The organism is Syntrophobacter fumaroxidans MPOB (assembly GCF_000014965.1).
In the GTDB taxonomy this organism is placed as follows: domain Bacteria; phylum Desulfobacterota; class Syntrophobacteria; order Syntrophobacterales; family Syntrophobacteraceae; genus Syntrophobacter; species Syntrophobacter fumaroxidans.
This window is the reverse complement of sequence record NC_008554.1, coordinates 1,705,933-1,730,955: the sequence shown is the minus strand read 5'-3', so window position 1 is coordinate 1,730,955 and position 25,023 is coordinate 1,705,933. Positions and strand designations below refer to the sequence as shown.

Sequence of the window (25,023 nt, the reverse complement as noted above, 5' to 3'; positions counted from 1 at the left end):
CCAAAAGCACCGGGTCCATAGCGGAGGAGGTGTCTTTGGCGGGGATCAGTTCCACGCCTTCACACCTTTCCGGGTCCGGGCGGGGGAGAAGAGGGGACGCCGCGGTCGATGCCGTTTGGCGACAGAGCTCTATTCGGCTTCCTTGAGGTACATTTTGAGTGGCTTGAACGATCCTTGAGGGGCGGCGATGAGGTGTTCCTCGATTTTCTGGCCTCCCAGGTAGTCACTCAGGTGGAACTCGGTTCCGTCCATCCTGTAGAGCTTCCCGCCCGCGGCGGTGAGAATGATCTGGGCGGCCGCCAGATCCTGGTAGGAGACGTGCGCGAGCAGCGCGCCTTCCGCTCGTCCCCGGGCCACCAGGCAGATGTGAGCGCCGGTCGAACCCAGGTTCCGGATCTTGCCCGGGAAAGTGGACCGATAGTGGTTGTGGAATCGGGAATAGGTCAGGAGCACGCTCTCATTGCTGATTTCGCCGGGGTCGGGGATGCGCACCACTTCTTTGCCCAGATAGGCTTTCTCTCCTGCACGGGCAAAGAAGAGATCCCCGGTAACCGGCATATAGAAGACTCCGAGCACCGGCCAGAAGTTCTCGAAAAGCGCCAGGGAGATCCCCCAGATCGGGATGCCCGCCTGGAAATTGGCCACTCCATCGAGCGCGTCGTAAATCCACAGGAACCCTTTTTCTCCGTGCACGTAGTCCTGACCGGGCATGGAGTCGCCGAATATCCCGTGCTCGGGATATTTCTCGGCGAGCCGAGCCCTGAAAAAATCCACCAGGCGTAACTCGGCTTCCGTGACCAGGTCTTCATCAAACTTCACCTCGGGGTTGCCCTTTCCGTAAAACTTCATGGCTTCCGCTCCGGCCCCGCACACCATGTCCGTTGCGAACCGGATCAAGTCCTCGATGTTGGGATTCCCTGGGTCAACCATTTCCCCTCCTTCTGTGAAAGTAAAATAGTCGTGCAGTTTCCTGGCCGTGCATTCAAAGGGGACACGCCACGCAATCGCGACGGATGCCTCTCTGTGCTAACGCTCCGCCCCGGCGGCCCGTCCACGTTTCCTGCCGGGAAAGAAACCGAAAAGCCTTCGTCGCGTTACGGGAAGCTTCCTCCCGCCTGCGGCGACACGATGGTGGCTGAAGGGTGAACGCCTGCTCGCGGTACGATCGCAGGAATCGATCTTCGCGTTGGCGTACATGTTAGCAGAGCGCCGGGAGGCGAGAAAGCAATATTCGAATTACCCCGGCAAATAAGGGATCGCCCCGCGCGTAAAGAAAGTATGGTTGCGGCCGGGAACGGGGCGAAGAAAAATGAAAAGCTCCTCACGGGTGTTTTCCAATTCCCGATGGTGGCATATACTATGAGTCCATCGGCTGGATGGGTGCGAACGCGCCTGTGGGAAATCATCCCGTTGTTTGTCTTATTGGAGGAGCGGTGCCGCTCCGGAAACGGTCCGACCATGAATGCAATTCTGGCGATTCACGGCAGTCCCCGGCGCGGGGGCAATACTTCGACCCTGCTGAACCGCGCGATCGAAGGGGCGAGGGGCGGCGGGGCGGAAGTCGAGGAGGTGGTGCTGCGGGATCTCAAGATGTCGCCCTGTCTTGAGCTCTACGGATGCAAGAAGACGGGGCGCTGCGTCATCCGGGACGATTTCCAGGAGTTGTGCGACAAGCTCGTGAACTGCCGGGGCCTGATGCTGGCTTCCCCGATTTTCTTTTACGCGGTGAGCGCGCACACGAAGATCCTCATGGATCGCTGCCAGTCCCTTTGGGTCCGCAAATATTGGATCGACGGCGTTCCCTTCGGGGAACGCAGAGGCTCCCGCAAAGGGCTGTTCATCTCGGCCGGGGCGACCAGGGGCAAAAAGCTTTTCGACGGGGTGCTGCTCAGCATCAGGTATTTCTTCGACGCCCTGGACGTGGAGGTATGGCGGACACTGCTCTACAGGGGGTTGGACCTGGAGGGGGATGTCCTCTCCCATCCGGATTATCTTGAAGAAGCATTCAGGACCGGTCAGGAACTGGCTCGCGCGGTCCTCGGGACAGATAAGGAACCAGGCTGAGCGATTCCGTGCACAGGGCGGGAAAGGACGATTATGCGCGGGCGCGGACAAATTCAGCTCCCGCCCGACGGGTGGAGCCCCCGCTCGCAGGGGCGGGCCTTGCGTCCGCCCGAATCGGCGCTCCGAGCCACAGGATCGCACAATTCAGGAAGGAGTAACCGCCCCGGTGCGAACGGCAGGATCGATTCCGAGCAGGCGCGCTGCCGGTGCTCCCGACAGGGACGCCGATTTCCGGGGAGCGGTCGGCCTGGTCGCCCCTTATTTCAGGAAGTATGCCCTGCGCCTGTTCGTCGGTTTTCTGGCCCTGGTTTCAGTGGATTTCCTGCAACTGGTGATTCCCAGGATCATCAAGTTCGCCGTCGACGCCCTGCAGAAAAAGACGGCTACCCAGGCGCTGCTCCTGGAATACGGCGGGTACATCGTGGGGCTGGCGATGATGATCGCCGTCCTCCGGCTCTTCTGGCGGAACATGCTGCTGGGGTTCTCGCGTCTCCTGGAAACCGACCTCAGGAACCGGCTGTTTTCCCGCCTCCTGGTCCTGGACAAGGCGTTTTTCCAGAGACGCACCACCGGGGAAATCATGGCCCTGGCGACCAACGACCTGTCTTCGGTGCAGCTTGCCTCAGGCATGGGAATGGTGGCGTTGGTGGACGCCGTTTTCATGGGGGTCGCCGCCTTCCTTTTCATGGCCTACATCAACCCCACGCTCACACTTATCGCCGTCGCCCCGACCCCGGTGCTCGCCCTGCTCACCCGGTTTCTGTCGGCCAGGCTGCACCGTCGCTTCAAAAAGGTCCAGGAACAGTTTTCGGTGCTCACCGAGTTCGCGCGGTCCACGTTTTCCACCATTCGCCTGATCAAGGCCTACAACCAGGAAAAGCCGCAGGCGGCGCGGTTCAACGAATTGGGCGAAACCTACGTTCGGGACAATCTGCGGCTCGCCGTGATCTATGGCACGCTGTTCCCGATCTCCGGCCTCATCGGGAACGTCAGCATGCTCCTCGTCCTCTTCTTCGGGGGACGCATGATCATCGATCAAACCATTACGGCAGGGGATTTTGTTGCCTTCATCAGCTACCTGTTTCTGATGACCTGGCCCATGATGGCGATGGGGTGGGTGGCCGACCTCTTCCAGCGCGGCGTGACTTCCCTGGGCAGAATACGGGGACTGCTCGAGGAAACGCCGTCTCTGCAGGATTCGCGGGATTCCGTTTCCGCGGGGATCGTCCGGGGAGAGATATCGATCCGGGGACTTTCCTTCAGCTACCCGGGCCGGCGGCAGCCCGCCCTGGATCGGATCGACCTTGACATCCCGCCCGGGCGGTTCCTCGGCATCGTGGGAAGGACCGGCTCGGGCAAGACCACCCTGTGTCACCTCATCGCGAGGCTATATCCCATACCGGACGGCACCATCTTTCTCGACGGGAAGGACGTCAATGGGCTGACTCTTGCGGCGGTGCGCGGGGCAATCGCATACGTTCCCCAGGACGTGGTGCTTTTCTCGGACACGGTGGCTTACAACATCACCATGGGACGGCCTGACGCACCCATGGAGGAAATCGAGGCCGCGGCCCGCGCCGCGTCGATTCACGACGAAATTGTCTCTATGAAGGACGACTACGAAACCCGCATCGGCGAGCGGGGCGTGAAACTCTCGGGCGGGCAACGCCAGCGGCTGGCCATCGCCAGGGCCCTGCTGCTGAACCGCCCGATCATCATCATCGACGATGGGCTTTCCGCCGTGGACATGGAAACCGAGCACGCCGTCATCCGGTCCATCGCCGAGTACCTGGCGGGCAGGACGTGCATCGTGGTGTCCCACCGGGTGGCTCCCCTGGCGGATGCCCACGAGATCCTCGTGATGGAGGGGGGACGCATCGTGGAGCGAGGCGGCCACGAACACCTTTTGAGCCGCGGCGGCTTTTACGCGACCATTTACAGGCAGCAGACCAACCAGCGCTAACGGCCGGGGAAAGCGTTTCGCGCCGCCGCTCAGGGAGATGTGCGGCGGCAAAGCGCCGGCTGTCGACAGGTGCGGCAATGCAGCACGATCACGGGTATTTCGAAGGGGATCAAATCGGCAGTATCGGCGACTTGCGCCTGTGGCAGCGCATCCTGGCCTTCATCCTTCCCCAGTGGAGATGGGTCGCCGGGGCGGTGCTGCTCTCCTTCGTCGTCACCGGCGCAGGCCTGACCCTCCCCCGCCTGGTCCAGGTCGCCATCGACCGTTACCTCATCGACGAAACGCTTCCCATCGAGCAGCGTCTGGCAGGGGTGGCCGAACTGGCGTCAATCTTCCTCCTGTTCGTCGTGATCGGTTTTATCGCAAACTTCTTCCAGGTCACCGTGCTGGAATGGACCGGGCAGAGGATCATGCACGCGCTGAGGCAGAGGCTGTTCACTCACGTCGTGCGCCTCGATCTCGCCTTCTTCCACTCCCATCCCGTCGGGCGCCTCGTGACGCGCCTCACCAACGACATCCAGAACATGTACGAGATGTTCACCTCGGTCATCATCACCCTGTTCAACGAAGGCGTGAGGCTGGCAGCCATTCTCGTCATCCTGTTCTGGATGAATGCGGGCCTCGCCCTGATTCTGAGCCTCACCTTTCCCGTCATGCTCGTGATCACGTACTGGTTCGGGCGCCTGAGCCGGGACGTGTTCCGCGAGATCCGCTCGCACCTGGCAGGGATCAACGCCTTCATCCAGGAAGCGGTGGGGGGCATGTCGGTGATCCAGCTTTTCCTGCGCGAATCGGACATCCGCAAGCGGTTCGGGAGGCTCAACGACCGGTACTACCGTGCAGCGTATCGGCAGATCCGGATATTCGGAATCTTCGTCCCGCTCATCGAAGTGATGAGCTCGATGTCGATGGCGTTGATCGTCTGGTACGGGGGCAGGGAAATCCTCGACGACCGGATGACCATCGGCATCCTCACCGCGTTCATTTCCTACATGAGGCTTTTCTTTCAGCCGATCCGGGAACTGTCGCAGAAGTATTCCATCGTGCAGTCGGCCATGGCGTCGGCGGAGAGGATCTTTCATCTCCTGGAAGTGAAGGACGCTCTGCCCGCGGCGTCCGCTCCGGTGAGGATCGCCGACGTTCGCGGGGACATTGCCTTCACGAACGTGGAATTCGCCTACGAACCGGGGCGTCCCGTGCTCCGGGGTCTCTCCTTCCGCCTCAGGCAGGGGGAGACCCTGGCCATCGTCGGGGCGACGGGGTCGGGCAAGACCACCGTCATCAGCCTGCTGGAGAGGTTCTACGATCCCATTTCAGGGCGGATCGAGCTGGACGGAACGGACCTGCGGCGCCTCGACACGCACTGGTTGAGAGAGCAGATCGGCCTGGTGATGCAGGACGTATTCATCATACCGGGCACCCTGAGGCAGAACGTGCTGCTGGACCGCGAGCTTCCGGAACGGGAACTTCAGGAGATGATCCGCCTGTCGCAGCTTTCGGGCGTGGTGCGGGCGCTTCCGGAAGGACTCGAAACGAAAATCGGGGAAGGCGGGTCGGATCTGTCGGCCGGTCAGAAGCAGCTGCTCGCGCTGGCCAGGGTGCTGGTGCGAAATCCGCGTATCCTGGTGCTCGATGAAGCCACGGCAAACGTCGACACGCAGACGGAAATGCTCGTGGAACAAGCCATCAGCGCCGTGCTGTCCAACCGGACGAGTATCGTGGTGGCACATCGACTGTCCACGATCAGGAGAGCCGACCGCATCCTGGTCATGGACCAGGGGCGGATCGTGGAAGAAGGGTCGCACGAAGATCTGATGCTGCTCGGCGGGCTTTACAGCCACCTCCAGTCGCTCCAGAACGGCGTGCCGTTCTCCCAGCGGTCGTAGCCGTGGTCGGGCGGTCCTGCCCGGGCAGCCTGATTCATGCACCGATGACCGCGACCACCAAACCGTTTCAGCAGGTTTCGTTCCTCACGTCAGCCGTATTTCTTCGTCGTTCGGACGGCAGGGCCAAGGGCATCAAAGCTGCGGGCCGCCCTGCCGCCCCGCCCGCACCAGCCGTTCAACTCCATGCTTCGGCCGGGACCCGCGCCACGCGCTAGAACAGCCCTTTTACCCACGGGATGGCCCACACGATGAGCGGAGCGATGACCAGGGCCGGCAGGAATCCGGCCAGGCGGATATCCTTCAGTTCGAGCAGCTTGAGACCGATTCCGAGGATGAGCAGACCCCCGGTGGCGGTCATTTCGACGATCATGGGTTCGGTCAGTATCCGGGAAAGGACGTTGGCAAACAGCGTGATGCCCCCCTGGTAGGCCAGGAGAGTGACGGCCGACAATGCCACTCCCCACCCCAGGGCGGCGGAAAAGGCGATGGACGCGAAACCGTCGAGCAGTGCCTTGATGGACAGAAGCCGGTAATCCCCCGTAAGGCCGTCTTCGATGGAGCCGAGAATGGCCATCGGGCCGATGCAAAACACCAGGCTGGAAGTCACGAAGGCTTCTCCGAAGGTCCTGCTGCGTCCTCTTGAGAGCAGCGCCTGCAGGGTGGAGCCGAGCCGCTCGAGTCCCTCCGTGATTCTCATTGCCTCCCCCAGGACCCCGCCCAACAGGATCGCACCGAGCACGATCAGGATGTTTTTCGTTTCGAGGGCCATCTGCAGCCCGATGAGGATCGTGAGCAGTCCCAGTCCGTGGAGGACGGTGGTGCGGATTCTCTCCGGCAGCCGCGTCCCGAGGCAGACCCCGACGGTCGTGCCCGCCAGCACCGTTGCCATGTTGATGTATGTCCCCGTCATGAACCCGTCTCCAGGCGGGGGGGCTCCGAAGATACGGGGCCGTTTGTCGCGGCTTCGGCTTTCTCCATCCGTGCCGTTCTCTCCAGCAGGGGAGGGTGGGAGTAGTGGAACCACACGTAGAGCGGGTGCGGCCTGAGGTTGGACAGGTTGTCTGCGGCCAGTCGCTTGAGAGCGGCAAGCAGCGGGCCGGGAGAGCCGATGAACCGCAAAGAAAAATCATCGGCCTCTCGCTCGTATCGCCTCGCAATGGCCATGTACAAGGGTTTGAGAAAGAATCCCGCCTTCTGCCACACGACTCCGAGAAGGAAAAGCCCCACGTAAGGTCGAGCCGACTCGAAACCGAAAGTCGTGTAAAGCTCGGGCCGATTGATCAACTGGTGCGTGGCGAAAAGCGCCGCCAACAGGGAAGCCTCGAACAGGAGCAACTGCTTCGGGATGTGCATGCATTTCAGGTGGCCCAGTTCGTGGGCGAGCACCGCGAGGATTTCCTGGTGGCTGTGCGATTCCAACAGCGTATCGTAGAGCACCACCTGCTTGGTCCTGCCGAGGCCCGTGAAATAGGCGTTGGTGTGGCGGCTGCGCATTTGCGCGTTCATCTGGAGTATTTTCTTCACCCTGACGCCGTGGTCCTCCATAAGGGTCTTGATTTTCTTCGCCAGGAGCTCGTCCCGGACGGGTTCGAACTTGTTGAAAAGCGGGGCGATGAATAGGGGATAGAGCACCACCAGGAGCACCTGGACGGCCGAGACGACGAGGAACCCCCAGAACCACCAGGTGTCCGGAGCCGTATCCATGATCCGGATGAGCGGCGATACCAGGACGACAAAGAGGACCAGGGCGATGGCGGCCGACTTGACGTGATCCGTGACCCACAGCCTGACCGTTGAGCGGTTGAAACCGTACTTCTGTTCGATGACGAAGGTCTCATGGTAGTCGAAAGGGAGATCGGCGACGGCTGAGATCAACGCGGGAACCAGCAGGAAGAGGAGGCCTCCGGCGATATTGCCGAGCTTCCACTGCTGGATTTGTCCTTCCAGCCCGACCAGGAATCCCGACACGATGACAGCCAGGAGGACGGTTTGCCCCACGACCTCCTGCACGGTTCCGAGACGGCTCCTGGCCGCAGCGTATGCGTTGCTCCGGGCCAGGGTGGCCTCGTCGATGAATCCTTCGAAAGAAGTCGGAACCCCGCTGCCGTGTTTTTTCATGAACCGCAGGTTGAGCCGTTCCATCACCACGGCGCACACAGTCTGGGAAATGTAGAGCGTCAGGAAGGCAATGAAAAGAGTATTGACCTGGATCATGCCGATTCGAGACCGATCGCTTTGCCTGAATGGGTTGATTTGCGCCTGTCCGTGCAGTTTTCTCCTGCTCGGCTAAGATAATTCAACCCTGCGTGCCTGAAAAGGGAAAACGGTCCGTTGTTGGCGGAAAGGGGTGCCCGCCCGATTGATTTTTGCCCGGCGGAACACTATCATCATCGTTGATGGATAATCCAATGAGAATTATTACCGTAATCAGTCGCGAAACCGAGCTCGAACAGGAGGTATGAAGATGGCCGTCTGGAAATGCAACAACTGTGGCAACACCGTCGATCTGACAGCCCCGCCCGACGTCTGCCCTTCCTGCAAGGAGAAGTGCGAATTCGTCGACGTGTCCTGCTATATCCCGGAATGCGGGGGCCCTGGATCGGGAAACGTCAATGAACAGGTCTTTCAGGAAAGCTACGGAAAAGGAAAAGGAAAGAAATAGGGCATGCCTGCCATCCGTTCCACGTGTTGGTCCCATTCCGCGCTTCGCCTGCAAGAATTCCCGGCGGAAGCCGGCGAATAGCCGGCTTCCGCTTCCCGCTCATCGTGTGGTCGACCTCTGCATTTCGTGCTCCATTGCCCGACCGGGTGCGCGGGCGTCGGGTTCCCCTTCGCCTTGCTTTGCCGGACAAAGGGTTTGTGGGGTCCCATATTCCTATGAATCCAAACGTCTTTTTGCACACGCTTGAATTTGGAATCCGGTATCCGTAACTTGAATTCATGTAAACGGACCTTCCGGAAAGGCCGCTGCGGCGGGCTTTGGCGGATGGGGCAACGAGTCGCCGGGCGGCAACGATCGACCGCCCGGGCGTCTCATGCCCACGGACTCCGTTTTGGCCCGGCCGGTAGGATGCTCCGGCCGCGTGACGTTCCTCATTCGATCGAAGGAAGAGACACCCATGTACGACAAACGAACCCTGCACTTGAAGGTCCAGGAACTTTGCGATTGCTACGCAACCACGGACCCTTTGAAAGAGATGTCCAAACTGGCACAGGAGCCGGCCACCGAGGAAGGTGCCCTGAAATGGATCGCCCTGGCCGTCCTTCACGGAATCAACGGCAACGCCAGGAAAATTACCCTGACCAGGACCGGCGACGGGCGGGTGAAGGTCACGGCCAAGTACCGGAAGTCGGGTCTGCCTTCCCCCGGAGGTGAAATCGGACAGAAGGTCTTCGACGCCGTGAAGGGCATCACCCACCTCGAGGAGGAGAAAGGCAAGATGCCCGTGGCCTTGGGGATTCGGGACAGTAGCATCGAAGTCGTGGTGAAAACCGAAAAGGGCGAGGAGGGAGACGAGCTTTCCATCACGTTTCCCGCCTGACGGGCAGGTTCGGGTGTGGCATCAATCTGCCCGGAGAAATGGAAACCGCCTTCCGTCGGGTGCCGCTCCGGGATCGCAATACGGATTTTTCGGCTTTTCAGGGAGAGTGTACCCGCGCGCCGCGCCCGATTGGACAGGCGATGCGCTTTCAGTGGCCCCGGTAAGGAAACCGGGGCCTTACTTGGGAGAACCGGCCGAACACGTCTCCCTGGACCCGATGTAGGGCGGCAGATCGTCGGCGGTGAGCCTCTTGGCAAGCCGGCTGCGCAGCTTGATGATGGCCTTGGTGTGGATCTGCGAAATGCGTGATTCCGTGTAGCCGAGCGCCGTGCCGACTTCCTTCATCGTCAGTTCGTCGTAGTAATACAGGGACAAGACGAGTTGCTCCTTCTCGGTCAGGGTCCGGATGGCGTCTGCGAGATGGCGCTGGATCTCCTGCCGGTAGGCATGCTGAAAGAGCTCCTCGGAATCGGACGCCAGAGAACCCGACTCGCCGTTCTCCAGGAGCGCCTCGTTGATGTTCTCGGGAAGAAACGAAATGCCCTTGATCTCGTCGAGCAGCCGGTGATAGTCCTCGATCCCGATGTTGAGCTCGCCCGCAACCTGCTCGTCGGAAGGACAGCGGCCCAGCTTCTGCTCCAGGGCGGAAAACGTTCTTTCAAGAACGTTGCCCTTCTGACGCAAGGACCTCGGGACCCAGTCCATGGCGCGAATCTCATCGAGCATCGCTCCGCGAATCCTGATCTTCGCATAGAACTTGAACGGGATGCCCTGGCCCGAATCGTACTTGTCCACGGCGTCGATCAGTCCGATGACGCCCGCGCTGATCAGGTCGTCGATGGAAACGTGGTCCGGCAGCCTCGAGAACAGCCTCAGGGCCATGTGTTTGACCAGGTCGCTGTGTTTCAATATGACCAGTTCCTTGGTCTCGCCCCCGGCGTCTTCAATGGGACATGGGTTTTGTGTCATGCTTCTCATCGGTTCCATGGCATCTCTTTTTCCTGCTGAGTCATGCATTGAGAATATGTTTCCTGAAAAAACGGATCGTTCCGTGGTTCGTATTCGGCGCAGCTTTCCGGATGCCTTCGGCAACGCGCATGAACGCGGCGGCGGAAGGGGCTTCGGGAAAGGCTTCCATCACGGGACGCTGTTCAATTACAGCTTGGTGTATGCACGGATCGTGAGGGATACTGCCCAGGTAATCCAGTGACAGGCCGTCCAGAAGATGGTCCGCCGCTTTGCAGAGCCTGGAAAAGATATCCTTTCCGGCTCTTGCACCTCGCACCCCGTTGGCCAGGACTCCGAAGTGGCGTTCCCGATACTTGGTGTAAAGCGTTTCGATCAGTGTGTATGCATCGGCGATGGAAGCGGGGTCGGAATTGACCACGATGATCTTTTCCTGAGCGGCGAGATTGAAATAAAGGACCGTATCGGAGATCCCCGCGCCGGTGTCGATCAACAAAACGTCGATCTCTGTCTCGAGACCGTCGAGCATTTCCAGGAAAATGAGCTTCTGTTCGTCGGTGAAGCGAGTGAGCGTGCGCTTTCCCGAAATCGCGGGCAGGATCCTGATCTTGCCCGGACCGGCGATCAATACTTCCTCCAGGGTCCTCCTTCCCTCCAGCACATCCCTGATGCTGTACTGCGGACTCAGGCCCAGGAGGACATGAATGTTGGCGAGGCCGAGGTCGCCGTCGATGATCAGCACTCTCTGGCCCAGACGGTCGAAAGCGATCGCCAGGTTGACGACGACGCTGCTCTTCCCGACGCCGCCCTTCCCACTGCTCACCGATATTGCCCGGACGGAACGACGGTCTTTGGAGGAAGCCTGGGACGCCGCATTCTTCGATGCCGCTTTGAGCGCCCTGCGCATCCCGATCTTCACTGGTGGCTTCGCGTTGACCTTTTGCATCCCATCGTTCCAAACGGAGTGGAAAGCGACAAATCCCCCCGACCCTGCATCGGCCCTCCGGCGATCTCTTCCTTGAAAGCGATTGCCGACCCGAATCACCGGGCCCTGAGGCGAACAACACCCTCCGACTCGCGGACGACATCGGCGGCACAACCAACTTCCGGTCGTCCCGCAGACCGCTGCCGGTGTCTATACTTTCCTGGTTTTGCGCTCTGTTATGTGAATAAGTCAGGTGCCGAAAAACCGACGCCCTCGCCCTATGTTGCCTGTCCCCGCAGCGGGCATCCCGCCGCCTCCGCCGGGGTACTCTCGTTCCGCTCGTGCCGCATTTTTTTACAACCAGAACAATGAAAAATGTTTAGTGAGTTTGCCGAATAGATATTCACAAGGTGTGCCAATATGTGTGAAATATGGATCAAGTTTGCAGAAATAATGTCCAGAAATTCATTAAAAGTTGACAATAAACCTGTTTTTTCCCTTCGATGCACGTTCAGCCGGAAAACAGGGATGCCGTTCCGAGCGCACCGTGGTGACCGGTGTCCTTGTGTACGTAAAGGGTACAAGGATTCCTATGGATGCAATTACAGGCAATTGAGAAAATTCGGATACAGACATTCCAGTTTAATGTTTGAAAGACCCGATGCACGAGCAGGTTGCTGATGTGTCAACGCATTGACGCTGTCAGAATATTGACGTCTTCGAGGGGAGGGATGGTCGGGATTGCCGTCATTGAAATGACGCGGAAAGCATGCCAGTGGGACGAATTGCAAGATGCAGAGCCGATTTGGAATGATGAGAGCGATCGGCCGGACCGTCTTGTGAACGGTGCCTGCCCCGGACGGGCGTTGGGTGGGGGTTGAGCATGTCCGCAGGGATTCGAAGAGCGGTCACGTTGCGCTCAGGTATCCGTGAGGCAGCTTTCAGTGGGGGTTGAACTCCGGCGATGGGGATGTGTCAAACTTTCGACATCCCATGATCGAAGGCTGGCGGGAACGGTGGGCGTCCTTTTTTCCCGGCTGGTCGCCGGGGGTTGATGGTTTTGCCCGGATGGGGCGAGACTTCGGGAGGAGACGGTCGCTGTTGGTGAAGAGGACGCTTGCCCGTGCGCCCGCCCCCCGGTGTGTCGGCAACACCATTGGCGACAATGTCGACCCGTGACGATCGGACAGGGGATAAAAGCCGCGACGGTTGTCGTCTGCGTAAGCGGCCGTTCCGTGGCATGAAGCACGGTCCTTTGTGCGCCGACGGCGCGTGCGTGGCGATTTCGGATCCGGCATGCCCGTGCGGGCGGGTGGCGATTCAGGCGGAATCGCGCCGGTCGATGCGGCCGTTGGCTTCCAACAGGGGGAGGATATGGTCGAGGATCCCGTTGATGAAAGCCCCGGAATCCGGGCTGCCGAAAGTCTTGCCCAAGTCGATGGCTTCGTTGATGGAAACCTTGGGGGGGATATCGAAGCAGAAAAGCATCTCGAAGACCGCAATCCTCAGGATGTTCCGGTCCACCAGCGACATGCGGGCCAGCCTCCAGTGTTCGGACGCGGACGTGATCATTTCGTCGATCCTGGCGCGGTGCAGGCTGACCCCCCGGACGATTTCCTCGGCGAAGGGTCGCACCTCCGCGGGTACGCGGTGTTTTTCATCGTCGTCAAACAGTTGATAGTAAAGACCGAGTGCCTCTTCCGGAGGCAGCACGGCCATTTCCATCTGGTACAGCACCTGCAGTGCCATTTCTCGAGAACGCCTGCGTCGACCCATTCTTACACTTCACCCGTGTTCAGTCGGAATTCGGATGCGTGGCCATCCGTCCGCCCATGGGGCGCAACGGCCCATGAAGACGGGAGGCTACGCTGAAGGGACCCGGCCCGTTTCAAGACATCTGCTTGATCAGGTTCGCCATTTCGATGGCGGCGACCGCCGCGTCCCATCCCTTGTTGCCTGATTTCGAGCCCGCCCGTTCGATGGCCTGCTCGATGGTGTCCGTGGTCAAAACCCCGAAGGAAATGGGCACCCCTGCTTCGAGTCCGGCGTGCGCGATGCCTTTGGAGACCTCATTGGCGACGTAGTCGAAATGCGGGGTCGCGCCTCGGATAACCGCACCCAGGCAGATCACCGCGTCGTAGCGCCCGGTCGAAGCCGCCTTCTTCGCAACCAGGGGAATTTCGAACGCACCCGGCACCTTGAACACGTCGATGTTTTTTTCTTCGGCGCCGCTTCTCTTGAGCGCGTCGAGCGCGCCGCCGAGGAGCCGTTCGCCGATGAAATCATTAAAGCGACTCACCACGATTCCGAACCTCAACCCCTGAGCCAGCAATTTCCCTTCATAGATTTTCATCGGGTTCTTCCTTTTGCGTGACGCAACTCATGATGTGCCCCATTTTCGCGCACTTCGTGGTCAAGTACCTGATATTCTCTTCATTTGGCGGGATTTCCAGGGGGACGCGCCCCGTGACCGTGATCCCATATCCCTGCAATCCGACGATCTTCTTCGGGTTGTTGGTCATCAGGCGCATCTTCTTGATGCCCAGGTCCACGAGCATCTGGGCGCCTATGCCGTAATCGCGCAAGTCGGGCTCGAAGCCGAGCGCCACGTTCGCTTCCACCGTATCGTAGCCGTCTTCCTGGAGGGCATAGGCCTTGATCTTGTTCACGATGCCGATGCCTCGTCCTTCATGGTTGCGCATATAGAGGATGACACCCTTGCCTTCCCGTGCGATCTGGCCCATGGCAGACCGAAGCTGCCCGCCGCAGTCGCACCGAAGGGAACCGAACACGTCGCCCGTGAGGCACTCCGAATGGACTCTCACCAGGACTTCGTCCTGCGGGGTGAGATCGCCTTTGACCAGGGCGAGGTGACAATGCTCGTCGATCTCGTTCGTGTAGGCAATCACCGTGAATTCTCCGCCAAAAGAGGTCGGCAGGTTGGCGACCGCCGCCCGGTGAACGAAAATCTCATTGGCCATCCGGTACCGGATCACGTCCGCAACGGTCACGATCTTCACGTCATGCTCGCGAGCGAAGACCTCGAGGTCGGGCATGCGGGCCATGGTCCCATCGTCTTTCATGACCTCGCAGATGACGCCGGCCGGCCTCATCCCGGCCAGGCGCGCAAGATCCACCGAACCTTCCGTTTGGCCGGTCCGTACCAGCACGCCCCCCTTTTTCGCCCGAAGAGGAAAAACATGCCCGGGGCTGACGATGTCGTCAGGCCTGACGTCGTCGGCGATGGCCGTGAGAATGGTGTGGCAGCGGTCCGCGGCGCTGATTCCCGTCGTAACGCCCTTCCTGGCTTCGATGGATACGGTGAAGGCCGTCTGAAACTGCGACAGGTTGTGGCTGACCATCATCGGCAGGCGCAACCGGTCGACCATTTCAGGAACAAGGGAAAGGCAGATCAGGCCGCGTCCGTACTTGGCCATGAAATTGATCGCTTCAGGGGTCACCATTTCGGCAGCCATGCACAGATCCCCCTCGTTTTCGCGATCCTCGTCGTCCACCAGGATGACCATCTTGCCCTGACGAATGTCCTCCAAGGCTTCAGGGATGGTTGAACAAGGCATCTAGAGAGCTCCTTTTCGAGAAGAAATGCAGATGCTCAGCGCGATGTGGATGCATCCGGACAGTCTTTATAACATTCGCTTTTGTCATTCTCAAGTTCCTGAAAGCAGGATGCTTTCACAACCCTGAGAACGGCATGTTCGCGTTCTTTCGAGCGGACCGGCTCCATACCCAGCCCGGAGCCGCCCCTGTAGGGGCCGAATGGCGCCCGCCCGCGGGAGACAAGCCGGATGGAACCGCATTCGCATCACAAGAAACCGTGCCGGCGGAGAAAATCTTCGTCGATGCGGCTTGAGTCGGCAGGCGTGCCGAGCTTCTCGGACCAACCGCCGAGCATCCGTTCGACGTATTTCCCGATGAGGTCGGTCTCGATGTTCACTTCATCACCCTTTTGCATGTCGTCGATGGTGGTCTCGGCCGCCGTGTGAGGGACGATGTTCACGTCGAACCGCCCCCGGGAGCAACCGTTCACGGTGAGGCTTATGCCGTTCACGGCAATGGAGCCCTTGGCGATGACGTAGCGGGACAACGCTTCGGGGAGCTCGAAGAAAAGCCGCCAGGACCGTCCTTCGCGGACCCGATCCCGAAGAATGCCGATGCCGTCCACATGGCCGCTCACGATATGTCCGCCGAGCCGGTCTCCCATGCGGAGGGCGCGCTCGAGGTTCAATCGCCTGCCCGGCTGTTTGGACCCCAGCGTGGTGCGGCTCAGCGTCTCGGCGGAGACGTCGGCCGTGAAAGTTTCTCCCTGAAAAGCGACCACCGTCAGGCATGCCCCGTCGACGGCGATGCTCTCCCCCAGCGAAAGCCCGCCCATGGAATACCGCGGCTTGATGACCATCCCGGCATCAACCCCGTGACGGTCCAGACGCAGCAGGATTCCCGTTCCTTCGATGAGTCCCGTGAACATGTGCTCTCTTCCCGGTCCATTCAGTAAAGGTGTTCGGTCAGTCTTCCGGATAGCATGACATCCTCTCCGAAACGCCTGACACGCACGTCGAATACGGGCACGGCGTCCGCCATGCGTTCGCGGCCCCTGCCGCGGACCATGGGAGTTCCCGCCGGATCGCCCAGAACCTTGGGGGCGTAGAAAAAATGGAAATCATCCGCCAGGCCGTTGTCCAGAAAAGCGCCGAGCACCGTGGCGCCTCCCTCCACCAGCAGGCTGCAGAGTCCCTTCGACCCGAGCGCCCTGAGCAGTTCGGGGAGATGAATCCCTCCCTTGCCGGAAGACAGGCGCATCACCTCGGCGCCCGCATCCACGAGAGCCTTTTCCCTCGTGGGCGGAGCATCCCGTCCGCAGACCACCATGAGGGGGAATTCCGCGGCGGTGCGCACCAGGGCGCTTTCCAGAGGCAAACGCAAGCGGGAGTCGAGGACGATGCGCACGGGCTGCCGGCAGGCGGGTCTTCGCTTGATTCTTGCGGAAAGCAGGGGATCGTCCGCGAGGGCCGTCCCGATGCCGATCAGGACCCCGTCGGAAATGCAGCGCAGGTGGTGTGCGAACTTTCTGGACCGCTCGTTGCTGATCCATTTGGAATCGCCCGAGGAGGAGGCGATCGCTCCGTCGAGGGTGACCGCGGCCTTGAGGGTCACGTAGGGAAGGCCGGTGGTGACATGCTTGATGAAGGGCTGATTGAGCGCGCGGCATTCCTTTTCGAGAATGCCCGCGTGGACCCGCAGACCGTGAGACCTGAGAAAGGAAGCTCCGCCTCCCCGGACTCCCGGGTTGGGATCCTCCATGCCGATCACGACCGTGGCGACGCCGGAATCGAGAACCGCCCGCGTGCACGGCGGCGTCCTGCCTTGATGATTGCACGGCTCGAGCGTCACGTACAAGGTTGCGCCTCTTGCTTTGTCGCCCGCCTGCCGCAGTGCGTTCACTTCGGCATGGGGTCCTCCGACGAATTCATGGAAACCTTCCGCGACCGTGGTTTCTCCACGCACCACGACCGCCCCGACCATGGGGTTGGGACTCGTGCGGCCGGCGCCTTTTGCCGCCAGGCGCAACGCCCGTTTCATGAAGAAGCGGTCCTCGGAGGAATCGTTTCGGCTCATGTTGAAATGCTCGCCTCAATCCGGGAGCGCGCGGAACAACCCGCCTCCGAGCGTCGCTCCGAAGAAAGCCGGGATGCGGATGGCCACGAAAACGCCGGATTCGCCCCGGCCCGTATGAATCAACCGTCGCACCAAAACGAGTCGCGAGCTCCCATCCAGCATCCGGCGCATGGGGATCGGTAGTTGCGCCGCGCCCGGCCCTCAGCGTGACTCAACCCGCCTCCATGGTCGCGCGGGCGTCACGAAAACAGGGGAAACGCCGAACAGAACTCGGCAACTTCGGCCCGGAGGCGCGCCAGAGCCGGTTCGTCTCCCGCCGATTTCAGACCCCGGTGCATGAATCCGGCCACCGCTTTCATGTGATGGGGCAAAATTCCCCTCGTAGCCAGAGCCGGAGTCCCGATGCGGATACCGCTGGTGACCTGGGGTTTCTGCTGATCGAACGGGATGGAATTTTTGTTCACGGTTATTCCGGCCTTGTCCAACGTTTCTTCGGCGACCCTGCCGGTGACGCCCTGAGGCGTGAGGTCGACGAGCATCAAGTGATTGTCGGTGCCCCCGGAAACCAGCCGGTACCCCAGCGCCTTCAGCTCTTGCGCCAAGGCCGCGGCGTCGGCCACCACCCGCTGCTGGTATTCCTTGAAGGAGGGCTGGAGTGCTTCGCGGAAGGCAACGGCCTTGGCCGCAATAACGTGCATCAGCGGGCCGCCTTGGATACCGGGAAAGATCTGGCTGTCGAGAAGCCTGGTGTAATTCGAATGGGAAAGGATCAGTCCTCCCCGGGGTCCCCTGAGCGTCTTGTGCGTGGTGGAAGTCACGAAGTCGGCGTGCGGCACCGGGCTGGGATGAAGACCGGAGCAGACGAGGCCTGCGATGTGGGCCATGTCGACCATGAGGTACGCGGCGATTTCCTTGGCGATTTGCCCGAAGCGGGCAAAATCGATGATGCGCGGATAAGCGCTGGCTCCCGCAATGATCAGCTTGGGGCGGTGCTCGCGCGCCAGTCGCGCGACCTGGTCGAAGTCGATCTGTTCGGTGTCTTTCCGGACGCCGTACGACACGACGTTATAGAGTTTGCCCGAGAAGCTTACAGGGCTTCCGTGCGTGAGATGACCTCCCTGACGAAGGTCCATGCCGAGAACGGTATCGCCGGGCTGGAGGACGGCGAAGAATATGGCCATATTGGCCTGGGAACCGGAATGAGGCTGCACGTTCGCATATTCCGCGTCGAAGAGTTTCTTGGCTCTTTCCTGCGCCAGTCTTTCGGCCATGTCCACGAACTCGCAGCCGCCGTAATATCGCTTTCCGGGGTAACCTTCCGCGTATTTGTTCGTCAGGACTGAGCCCTGAGCTTCACGAACCGCCTCGCTGACGAAATTCTCGGAAGCGATGAGCTCCAACTTGCCGCGCTGTCTCTTTTCCTCCTCACAGATCACATCGGCAATTTCAGGATCGATGCGTTCGAGCGTGGACATGATCTTCCCTTCCCTGTGATGAATCCTATATAAATTTCAAGCCCTTAAGGTTGAGCGCAAGGCAATGGGGCAACCCTGCTGCGAAAGGTGACGAAAATGGTCCGGACAAGCGTGTTAAATGTAACCTTGAACCGTCCCGCGGCATAGAGGGGCGCAAAGGTTTTTGCCCACATCGACCGGGGTTCCCGCTCCCACGCCGTCGCCCGCAGTCCGCCGCCGCGGCGCGGGAGGGACGGAGGCCGAAGAGGTGCCGGTATCAGGCATCGACCAGGCGGTCGATCAGCTCGATCCGCCGCTGATGGCGTCCGCCCTCGAAGGGCTCCCGAAGCCAGACGTCCACAATCTGCAAGGCCATGTCCAATCCCGTGAACCGGCCTCCCATGCACAGAACGTTGCTGTCGTTGTGACGCCGGCTCATGATGGCCCCGTATGGCTCGTACGCCAGGACCGCCCGGATGCCGGAGACGCGATTCGCGGTCATGTTCATGCCGATGCCGCTCCCGCAGACCAGAATCCCGCGGTCGGCCTCACCCCTGGCGACCGCCCGGGCCACTTTCATTGCATAGTGGGGGTAATCCACCGATTCGAGGCTGTTCGTTCCGGCGTCCACCACCTCGTGACCGAGAGTCCCAAGGTGCGCGACGATCTTCTCCTTCAATTCGAAACCGCCGTGATCGCATCCCACCATTATCTTCATGACCCAAGCCTCTCCCGTGCCGGCTGATCCGAACGCCGACTTCATTTTCCGGTCCATCTGCGGAAAACCAGGGTGCCGTTGGTCCCGCCGAATCCGAACGAATTCGACATGGCCACTTCGATGTGTCCCGGCCTCGCCTGGTTGGGCACGTAGTCGAGATCGCAGTCGGGGTCCGGATTTTCGTAATTGATGGTGGGCGGCATGATCTGCCGTTCCAGTGTGAGCGCCGTGTAGGCGGCCTCCACTCCCCCGGCGGCGCCCAGCAGGTGCCCGGTCATGGATTTGGTCGAGCTGACCGCCAACTTCGAGGCATGCGCTTCGAAAATGGTCTTGATGGCCTGCGTCTCATACTTGTCGTTGAGGTCGGTGGAGGTGCCGTGGGCGTTGATGTAATCGACCGCCGAGGGCTCGATGCCCGCGTCGTCCAGGGCCATCTGCATGCAACGCGCCGCTCCTTCGCCGTTGGGTGCGGGCGCGGCCATGTGAAAAGCGTCCCCCGTGGCCCCGAAACCGATGACCTCGGCATAAATTCGGGCGCCCCGCGCCAACGCCATTTCCAGCTCCTGCAGGATGAGCACCGCGGAACCTTCGCCCAGCACGAAACCGTCGCGGTCGCGATCGAACGGGCGGGAGGCTTTCTCCGGCTCGTCGTTGCGCGTCGAGAGGGCGCGCATGGCGTTGAACCCTGCGACGCACAGGGAGGTTACGGTGGACTCGACTCCGCCGGTGATCATGATGTCGGAGATCCCGGACCGGACCATGTGAAAAGCCTCTCCCACGGCATGAGTGCCGGCGGCGCAGGCGGTCTGGATGGACAGGTTGGGGCCCTTGGCCCCGTGATAGATGGAGATCAAACCGGGAGCCATATTGCCGATGAGCATCGGAATGAAGAAGGGGCTGACCTTTCTCGGCCCCAGGTCCAGAAGGACCTTGTGGGACTCCTCCAGCGTCAGCAGTCCCCCCAGCCCGCAACCCATGACCACCCCGGCACGATGAGCAAGCTCAGGGGGAATTTCAAACCCGCCGTCTTCAAAGGCGAGCCGGGAGGCTCCCAGGCAGAGCTTGAGAAAAGGATCCATCTTGCGGAGCTCTTTCTTGGGGATGAAGTCTTCCGGATGAAAATTCTTCACCTCTCCGGCGATTCTGGTCGCGTAGGCGCTTGCGTCGAAACCGGTAATCGCCCGGATCCCGGACTTCCCCTGGATGAGGTTCGTCCAGTTCTCTTCGATCCCCACACCCAGGGGTGACACAAGGCCGATTCCGGTGATCACCACGCGTCGATTCTTCCTCGATTCCATTTCCTTCTTCTCCATGACTTATAGCGGGGCAAACGATCCGAACCGCGTGCGAGCGGGTCCTTTCTCAAAAGGAGCTTTGCGCATCAGCCCATAAACATTCCACCGTTGACGTGAATGACCTGCCCGGTGATATATCCGGCCGCCTCGGATGCCAGAAAAACCACGGCGGCCGCGATGTCCTCGGGCGTGCCGCAGCGTCCGGCGGGTATCTGCTGAAGCAGGCTTTGCCTGGCCGTCTCGGGCAATGCCAGCGTCATGTCGGTTTCGATGAAGCCGGGAGCCACCGCGTTGACGGTAATGTTTCTCGACACCAGTTCGCGGGCGATGGACCGCGTGAATCCGATCAGCCCGGCTTTGGCGGCGGAGTAGTTGCATTGGCCGGCGTTGCCGATCACACCGACCACGGAGGTTACATTCACGATCCGGCCGTATCTCTGCCGCAGCATCTGCTTGACGACCGCCTGAGTGCACAGGAATGCCCCCCGGAGGTTGGTGTCCAGTACTTCATCCCACTCCGAAGCCTTCATGAGAACGAGCAGGTTGTCGCGGGCGATCCCCGCGTTGTTGACCAGGACATCCACTCTGCCGTAGGTCTTGATGATTTCCTTGAACGCTTCCTTGACCGAATCCGCGTCCGCGATATTGAAACGGTGCAGGTGGGCGGAACCTCCCCGGGCGGCGACCGCGGCCGCCGTCTCTTCGGCGGGTCCGGGGCTGGCGTTATAGTTGACGATGATGTCATATCCCGGTCGAGCCAGCGCCACGGCAATGCCCCTGCCGATTCCCCTGCTCGCGCCGGTCACGACGGCAACGCGCTTTTCGCTCATTCCTGTACCCTCTCCAATCGATATGGGTTCGCATAACCGGCGGCCGGTGCATCGCGGCCGGGCCCACATCGGCCGGGCCGCCCTGTAAAACCTTCCCGAGGCCGCGCCGATCGTTTCAACATCTCCCGGAACGTCCGGGAGGAGCATGCGGGTGCCTCTCCCCGCTCACCGTTTTCGGGAACTGAGCTTCCGGAACCCGAACCGACTTTCAATAGCATGCATGCGATTCGGGGTCAAACCTACACTTTTCACATCACCCCCGAGCACGGGGAGAACTGGATCTCTCCCTGCGGTCGAGATGACACTGTAAGCCATCACTTCCGTCAGCGCGGGGAGGTCGCGCCTCTGTACGTAATGGAACCCGGCCGCCCGCTATGACCTCCGAGCGCGGGGAGGACGGTCACCCTGAAAAAGCAAGGCGCCTATTTCGCGCCTATCACCTCCGCACGCGGCGAGGACGGACCGGAGATCGATCGGCATTACCGAAGTCCAGGGAACCTCGGCGAAGGGACGCTAGCTGCTTTCCCCTCGTTCGGTCCTTATCCGCTTGATGAACTCGGGAACGAATTCGAAAAGATCGGCAACGACTCCGAAAGAGGCCACATCGAAGATGGGAGCCTGGGGGTCGCGGTTCACCGCCACGATGATCCTGGAGCCCTGCATGCCGACCACGTGTTGGATCGCCCCTGCCAGGCCCACGGCCATGTAAAGAATGGGGGCCACGGTTCGACCGGTTTGTCCCACCTGGTGCGACGGCGCGATCCAGCCTTCCTCCACGGCCCCGCGCGACGCTCCGACCGCGCCGTTCAAAAGGCCGGCGAGGTCTTCGAGCAGCTTGAAGTTTTCGGGTTTTCTCAATCCACGACCACCCGAAACAATGACGTCCGCTTCGGTCAGTTTGGCCGTTTTGTCCGCCTCGGGGATCACCTCCAGCACCTCGACCCTGCTGCGCAGCCACTCTTCGGGTGCGGTGACGAGCTCAACACTTCCCTTGTGTCCCGGAACGGGCACCGGCTTCATGACTTTGGGCCGGACCGTCGCCATCTGGGGACGGCTGTTGGGACAGACGATCGTGGCCATGACGTTGCCGCCGAACGCCGGCCTGGTTTGCAGCAGCAGGCCGTCCTCGCTGATGTCCAGGTCGGTGCAGTCCGCCGTCAACCCCGTCCTGACGGATGCCGCCACGCGCGGAATGAAGGAGCGGCCTATGCTGGTCGCCCCGGCGAGAAGGATCTCCGGACGCTTGCGGCGGATCAGTTCCACCAGGATGTTGGCGTAAGTGTCGTCGCGGAATCCGGCCAGCTCCGGATGGTCGACCACGTAAACCACGTCGGCGCCATAGGAGATGAGCTCCTCCGAGATCGCGTCGTCCAGCCGGTGCCCCAGCAGCACGGCCGCCAGCGGAACGCCGCGTTTGTTCGCCAGGACCCGGCCCGCGCTCAGCAACTCGTGGCTGACCTTGTGGATGGTTCCGGAACGCCATTCGGCGAAAACCCATACGCCGCTGTACGCGGCGATGTCGGCGGCGGGGCCTGTGCCCACCTGCGGAAGCGAGAGCGCCCCGAATTCGCACGTGTCCACACACATGCCGCACAGCGAACAGTCGTCGGAGATTTCGATTTCGGTTTCCTTCAGAGAAATAGCCCCCATGGGGCATACATCGGTGCACACGCCGCAGACGGTGCATTTCTTGCGATCGACGATGGCTTTCATATCCCTGGTACCTTGGCCTGTTTGAGGTGTCGATAGAGCTGCTCAGCCTGTTCCTGCACGGTGCCCGAAAGTTGGATGCGGTTCGTGCGGCGCGGCGGGCTGAAAACGCGGACCACCTGGGTGAAGGAGCCGCAGAGCCCCACGGAATTCGGATCGAGGCCCAAATCCGCGGCGCCCCAGACGGGGATTTCAGCCTTTTTCGCGCGCATTTTATGCCGCAGCGAAGGCACCCTGGGCTCGCCCATCTCCTTTATGACGGTGATGAGCATCGGCAGGGGCACTTTCCAGACTTCGACGCCCTCGTCCGTCTGCCGGGTCACCTTGAAATGGCGCTCGTCGAGCTTTTGCATGCTCTTGACGTAGGTGGCGTAGGGAAAATCCAGAAGAGCGGCCATCTCAGGGCCGACCTGGGCTGTATCGCCGTCCACCGCCTGCTTGCCGCAGATGACCAGGTCCACGTCGCCGATCTTGCGTATGGCGGCGGAAAGCGTGGTGGCGGTAGCCCACGTATCGGACCCCGCGAACGCCCTGTCGCTCAACAAAACGGCGTCGTCCACTCCCAGGGAAAGGGTGTCGCGCAAGGCGTCACCCGCCTGCGGGGGGCCCATCGTGACGGCGGTGACCGTCGCCCCCAGCTTGTCTTTTAGCTGCAGGCCGGCTTCCACCGCGAACAGGTCGAACGGATTGATGATGCTTTCCACTCCCTGGCGGACCAAAGTGTGGGTGTCCGGGTCTATCCTGACGTTCTTCGTATCGGGAACCTGCTTGATGCATACGACGATGTGCATGGATATCGGATTCCTCTTATTGTCGGGGCTAGAAGAATGACTCCTTCAGCCTGCTGTATTCCTTGTTCAATTCCTGACCGATGATGTTGCGCTGGATCTCGTTGGTTCCTTCGTAAATCTGGAGGATCTTGGCGTCCCGCATCATCTTTTCCACCGGATAGTCCTGCATGTAGCCGTATCCTCCGAGAATCTGCACGGCCTCGGTGGCCGCGTAGAGCGCCGCATCGCCGGCGAACACCTTGCACATGGCGGCCACTTTGCTCGAATCGGGCGGGTCGGTGTCCATATAGCGGGCCGCGGCGTAGATGAGCGCACGCGCGGCTTCCGTTTTGATGGCCATGTCGGCGAGCTTGTGCTGGATTGCCTGGAAGCTGATGATGGGTTTCCCGAACTGCATTCTCTTGCGGGCATATTCCACGGAGATGTCCAGAGCGCCCTGGGACAATCCGACGCCGAGCGCTCCAATGCCGGGGCGCGACTTGTCGAAGGTTTTCATGGCAACAATGAAGCCCGTGCCTTCCCTGCCGATCAACCGTTCTTTTGGGATCCGGCAGTCCTGGAACACCAGTTCCCGGGTGGCCGAGGCGCGTATGCCGAGCTTCTTCTCTTTCTTGCCGAAAGAGAAGCCGGGATCGTCTTTTTCCACGACGAAAAAGCTGGCGCCCCTGGGGCCCTTGGAACGGTCGGTTATGGCGAGCACGGAGTATATTTCCGCCTCTCCGCCATTGGTGATCCACTGCTTGGCCCCATTGAGAACATAGTGATCGCCGTCGCGCACCGCGGTGGTTTGTATGCCGGATACGTCGCTGCCCGCTCCGGATTCGGTCAGTCCGAAAGCCGCAAGGCGTTTGCCTGAGGCGATATCGGGAAGGTAGGCCCGCTTCAGTGCCTCGCTTCCGAAAAGAAGGATCGGGTAAGCCCCCAGGCCGCTGGCCGCAAAAGAGGTGGCGATGCCGATGCACGCCTCGGCAATTTTTTCGATGGCGAGGCAGTTTTCGAGAATGCCGCCCCCAAGCCCGCCATACTCTTCAGGAATATATAGACCGAAAAGGTCGGCCTGCGCGCATATCTTCATGATTTCCCATGGGAACTCCTCCTGTTCGTCCAGTTGCGCCCGGACCGGCCTGATTTTCTCACGCGCGATCTGGCCCGCCAGTTCCTGGATCATGACCTGTTCTTCAGTCAAGAAATAATCCACGATGGTGCTCCTTTCCTCCGGCCCATGGCCACGGGGGCAAAAGCATG

The 25,023-nt window shown here is 60.8% G+C and carries 22 protein-coding genes; 5 read left to right on the top strand and 17 right to left on the bottom strand.

The features are described 5' to 3' along the window. Nucleotides 1–129: 129 nt before the first annotated feature. Entirely contained in the window at nucleotides 130–930 is an 801-nt protein-coding gene (locus tag SFUM_RS07235) for an inositol monophosphatase family protein (protein ID WP_011698255.1), read from the bottom strand. Nucleotides 931–1,359: 429 nt separating this feature from the next. Between SFUM_RS07235 and SFUM_RS07230 the strand changes: the two genes are divergently transcribed. The 3 genes from SFUM_RS07230 (at nucleotide 1,360) to SFUM_RS07220 (ending at nucleotide 5,913) form a co-directional block, all read left to right on the top strand. Next, nucleotides 1,360–2,064, top strand: a complete 705-nt coding sequence (locus tag SFUM_RS07230; protein WP_244148105.1) for a flavodoxin family protein — start codon at nucleotides 1,360–1,362, stop codon at nucleotides 2,062–2,064. A 166-nt stretch (nucleotides 2,065–2,230) separates the two neighbouring features. After that, nucleotides 2,231–4,027, top strand: coding sequence for an ABC transporter ATP-binding protein (locus SFUM_RS07225; RefSeq protein ID WP_011698253.1), 1,797 nt, complete (start codon nucleotides 2,231–2,233; stop codon nucleotides 4,025–4,027). A gap of 77 nt (nucleotides 4,028–4,104) precedes the next feature. Beyond that, a complete protein-coding gene (locus SFUM_RS07220; RefSeq protein ID WP_011698252.1) occupies nucleotides 4,105–5,913 on the top strand; it encodes an ABC transporter ATP-binding protein in 1,809 nt (602 codons plus the stop codon). Nucleotides 5,914–6,124: 211 nt separating this feature from the next. On the opposite strand, the gene SFUM_RS07215 is transcribed toward SFUM_RS07220, so the two are convergent. After that, entirely contained in the window at nucleotides 6,125–6,823 is a 699-nt protein-coding gene (locus SFUM_RS07215) for a DUF554 domain-containing protein (RefSeq protein WP_011698251.1), read from the bottom strand. Further along, complete coding sequence (locus SFUM_RS07210; RefSeq protein ID WP_011698250.1) at nucleotides 6,820–8,127, bottom strand: M48 family metallopeptidase; 1,308 nt, start codon at nucleotides 8,125–8,127, stop codon at nucleotides 6,820–6,822. Before SFUM_RS07210 ends, SFUM_RS07215 begins: the two co-directional genes overlap by 4 nt. Before the next feature lie 250 nt (nucleotides 8,128–8,377). On the opposite strand from SFUM_RS07210, the gene SFUM_RS07205 reads away from it, so the two are divergent. Further along, the gene (locus tag SFUM_RS07205; protein WP_041440102.1) at nucleotides 8,378–8,575 is read left to right on the top strand and encodes a rubredoxin-like domain-containing protein; all 198 of its coding nucleotides are present in this window, start codon (nucleotides 8,378–8,380) and stop codon (nucleotides 8,573–8,575) included. Between the two features lie 457 nt (nucleotides 8,576–9,032). Next, nucleotides 9,033–9,455, top strand: a complete 423-nt coding sequence (locus SFUM_RS07200; RefSeq protein ID WP_011698247.1) for a hypothetical protein — start codon at nucleotides 9,033–9,035, stop codon at nucleotides 9,453–9,455. A gap of 177 nt (nucleotides 9,456–9,632) precedes the next feature. Here the strand turns inward: SFUM_RS07200 and SFUM_RS07195 are convergent, their stop codons facing one another. The 14 genes from SFUM_RS07195 to SFUM_RS07130 form a co-directional block, all read right to left on the bottom strand. Beyond that, nucleotides 9,633–10,442: a FliA/WhiG family RNA polymerase sigma factor gene (locus SFUM_RS07195; protein ID WP_208597118.1), complete on the bottom strand. Its 810-nt coding sequence runs from the start codon at nucleotides 10,440–10,442 to the stop codon at nucleotides 9,633–9,635. 22 nt (nucleotides 10,443–10,464) lie between these two features. Continuing rightward, entirely contained in the window at nucleotides 10,465–11,367 is a 903-nt protein-coding gene (locus SFUM_RS07190) for a MinD/ParA family protein (protein ID WP_150109455.1), read from the bottom strand. A 1,299-nt stretch (nucleotides 11,368–12,666) separates the two neighbouring features. Next, nucleotides 12,667–13,122 carry a transcription antitermination factor NusB gene (gene nusB, locus SFUM_RS07185; RefSeq protein WP_011698244.1) on the bottom strand — a complete coding sequence of 152 codons (456 nt, stop codon included), beginning with the start codon at nucleotides 13,120–13,122 and terminating at the stop codon, nucleotides 12,667–12,669. A 112-nt stretch (nucleotides 13,123–13,234) separates the two neighbouring features. Next, nucleotides 13,235–13,699 carry a 6,7-dimethyl-8-ribityllumazine synthase gene (gene ribH / locus SFUM_RS07180; protein WP_011698243.1) on the bottom strand — a complete coding sequence of 155 codons (465 nt, stop codon included), beginning with the start codon at nucleotides 13,697–13,699 and terminating at the stop codon, nucleotides 13,235–13,237. Next, the gene (locus SFUM_RS07175) at nucleotides 13,686–14,924 is read right to left on the bottom strand and encodes a bifunctional 3,4-dihydroxy-2-butanone-4-phosphate synthase/GTP cyclohydrolase II (RefSeq protein WP_011698242.1); all 1,239 of its coding nucleotides are present in this window, start codon (nucleotides 14,922–14,924) and stop codon (nucleotides 13,686–13,688) included. Before SFUM_RS07175 ends, ribH begins: the two co-directional genes overlap by 14 nt. 245 nt (nucleotides 14,925–15,169) lie before the next feature. Then, nucleotides 15,170–15,832: a riboflavin synthase gene (locus SFUM_RS07170; RefSeq protein ID WP_011698241.1), complete on the bottom strand. Its 663-nt coding sequence runs from the start codon at nucleotides 15,830–15,832 to the stop codon at nucleotides 15,170–15,172. A 20-nt stretch (nucleotides 15,833–15,852) separates the two neighbouring features. Continuing rightward, nucleotides 15,853–16,980: a bifunctional diaminohydroxyphosphoribosylaminopyrimidine deaminase/5-amino-6-(5-phosphoribosylamino)uracil reductase RibD gene (gene ribD / locus SFUM_RS07165; RefSeq protein WP_049766315.1), complete on the bottom strand. Its 1,128-nt coding sequence runs from the start codon at nucleotides 16,978–16,980 to the stop codon at nucleotides 15,853–15,855. Nucleotides 16,981–17,219: 239 nt separating this feature from the next. Continuing rightward, nucleotides 17,220–18,455, bottom strand: a complete 1,236-nt coding sequence (gene glyA / locus SFUM_RS07160) for a serine hydroxymethyltransferase (protein WP_011698239.1) — start codon at nucleotides 18,453–18,455, stop codon at nucleotides 17,220–17,222. 256 nt (nucleotides 18,456–18,711) lie between these two features. Continuing rightward, nucleotides 18,712–19,152 (bottom strand): ribose 5-phosphate isomerase B, encoded by a 441-nt coding sequence (gene rpiB / locus SFUM_RS07155; protein WP_011698238.1) that lies wholly within the window; start codon nucleotides 19,150–19,152, stop codon nucleotides 18,712–18,714. A gap of 41 nt (nucleotides 19,153–19,193) precedes the next feature. Beyond that, nucleotides 19,194–20,450: a beta-ketoacyl-ACP synthase II gene (fabF, locus tag SFUM_RS07150; protein WP_011698237.1), complete on the bottom strand. Its 1,257-nt coding sequence runs from the start codon at nucleotides 20,448–20,450 to the stop codon at nucleotides 19,194–19,196. 83 nt (nucleotides 20,451–20,533) lie between these two features. Next, nucleotides 20,534–21,277, bottom strand: coding sequence for a 3-oxoacyl-[acyl-carrier-protein] reductase (gene fabG, locus SFUM_RS07145; protein WP_011698236.1), 744 nt, complete (start codon nucleotides 21,275–21,277; stop codon nucleotides 20,534–20,536). A 513-nt stretch (nucleotides 21,278–21,790) separates the two neighbouring features. Then, nucleotides 21,791–22,990 carry an electron transfer flavoprotein subunit alpha gene (locus SFUM_RS07140; protein WP_011698235.1) on the bottom strand — a complete coding sequence of 400 codons (1,200 nt, stop codon included), beginning with the start codon at nucleotides 22,988–22,990 and terminating at the stop codon, nucleotides 21,791–21,793. After that, complete coding sequence (locus SFUM_RS07135) at nucleotides 22,987–23,778, bottom strand: electron transfer flavoprotein subunit beta/FixA family protein (protein ID WP_011698234.1); 792 nt, start codon at nucleotides 23,776–23,778, stop codon at nucleotides 22,987–22,989. Before SFUM_RS07135 ends, SFUM_RS07140 begins: the two co-directional genes overlap by 4 nt. A 28-nt stretch (nucleotides 23,779–23,806) precedes the next feature. Further along, nucleotides 23,807–24,976 carry an acyl-CoA dehydrogenase family protein gene (locus SFUM_RS07130; protein ID WP_011698233.1) on the bottom strand — a complete coding sequence of 390 codons (1,170 nt, stop codon included), beginning with the start codon at nucleotides 24,974–24,976 and terminating at the stop codon, nucleotides 23,807–23,809. Nucleotides 24,977–25,023: the final 47 nt, after the last annotated feature.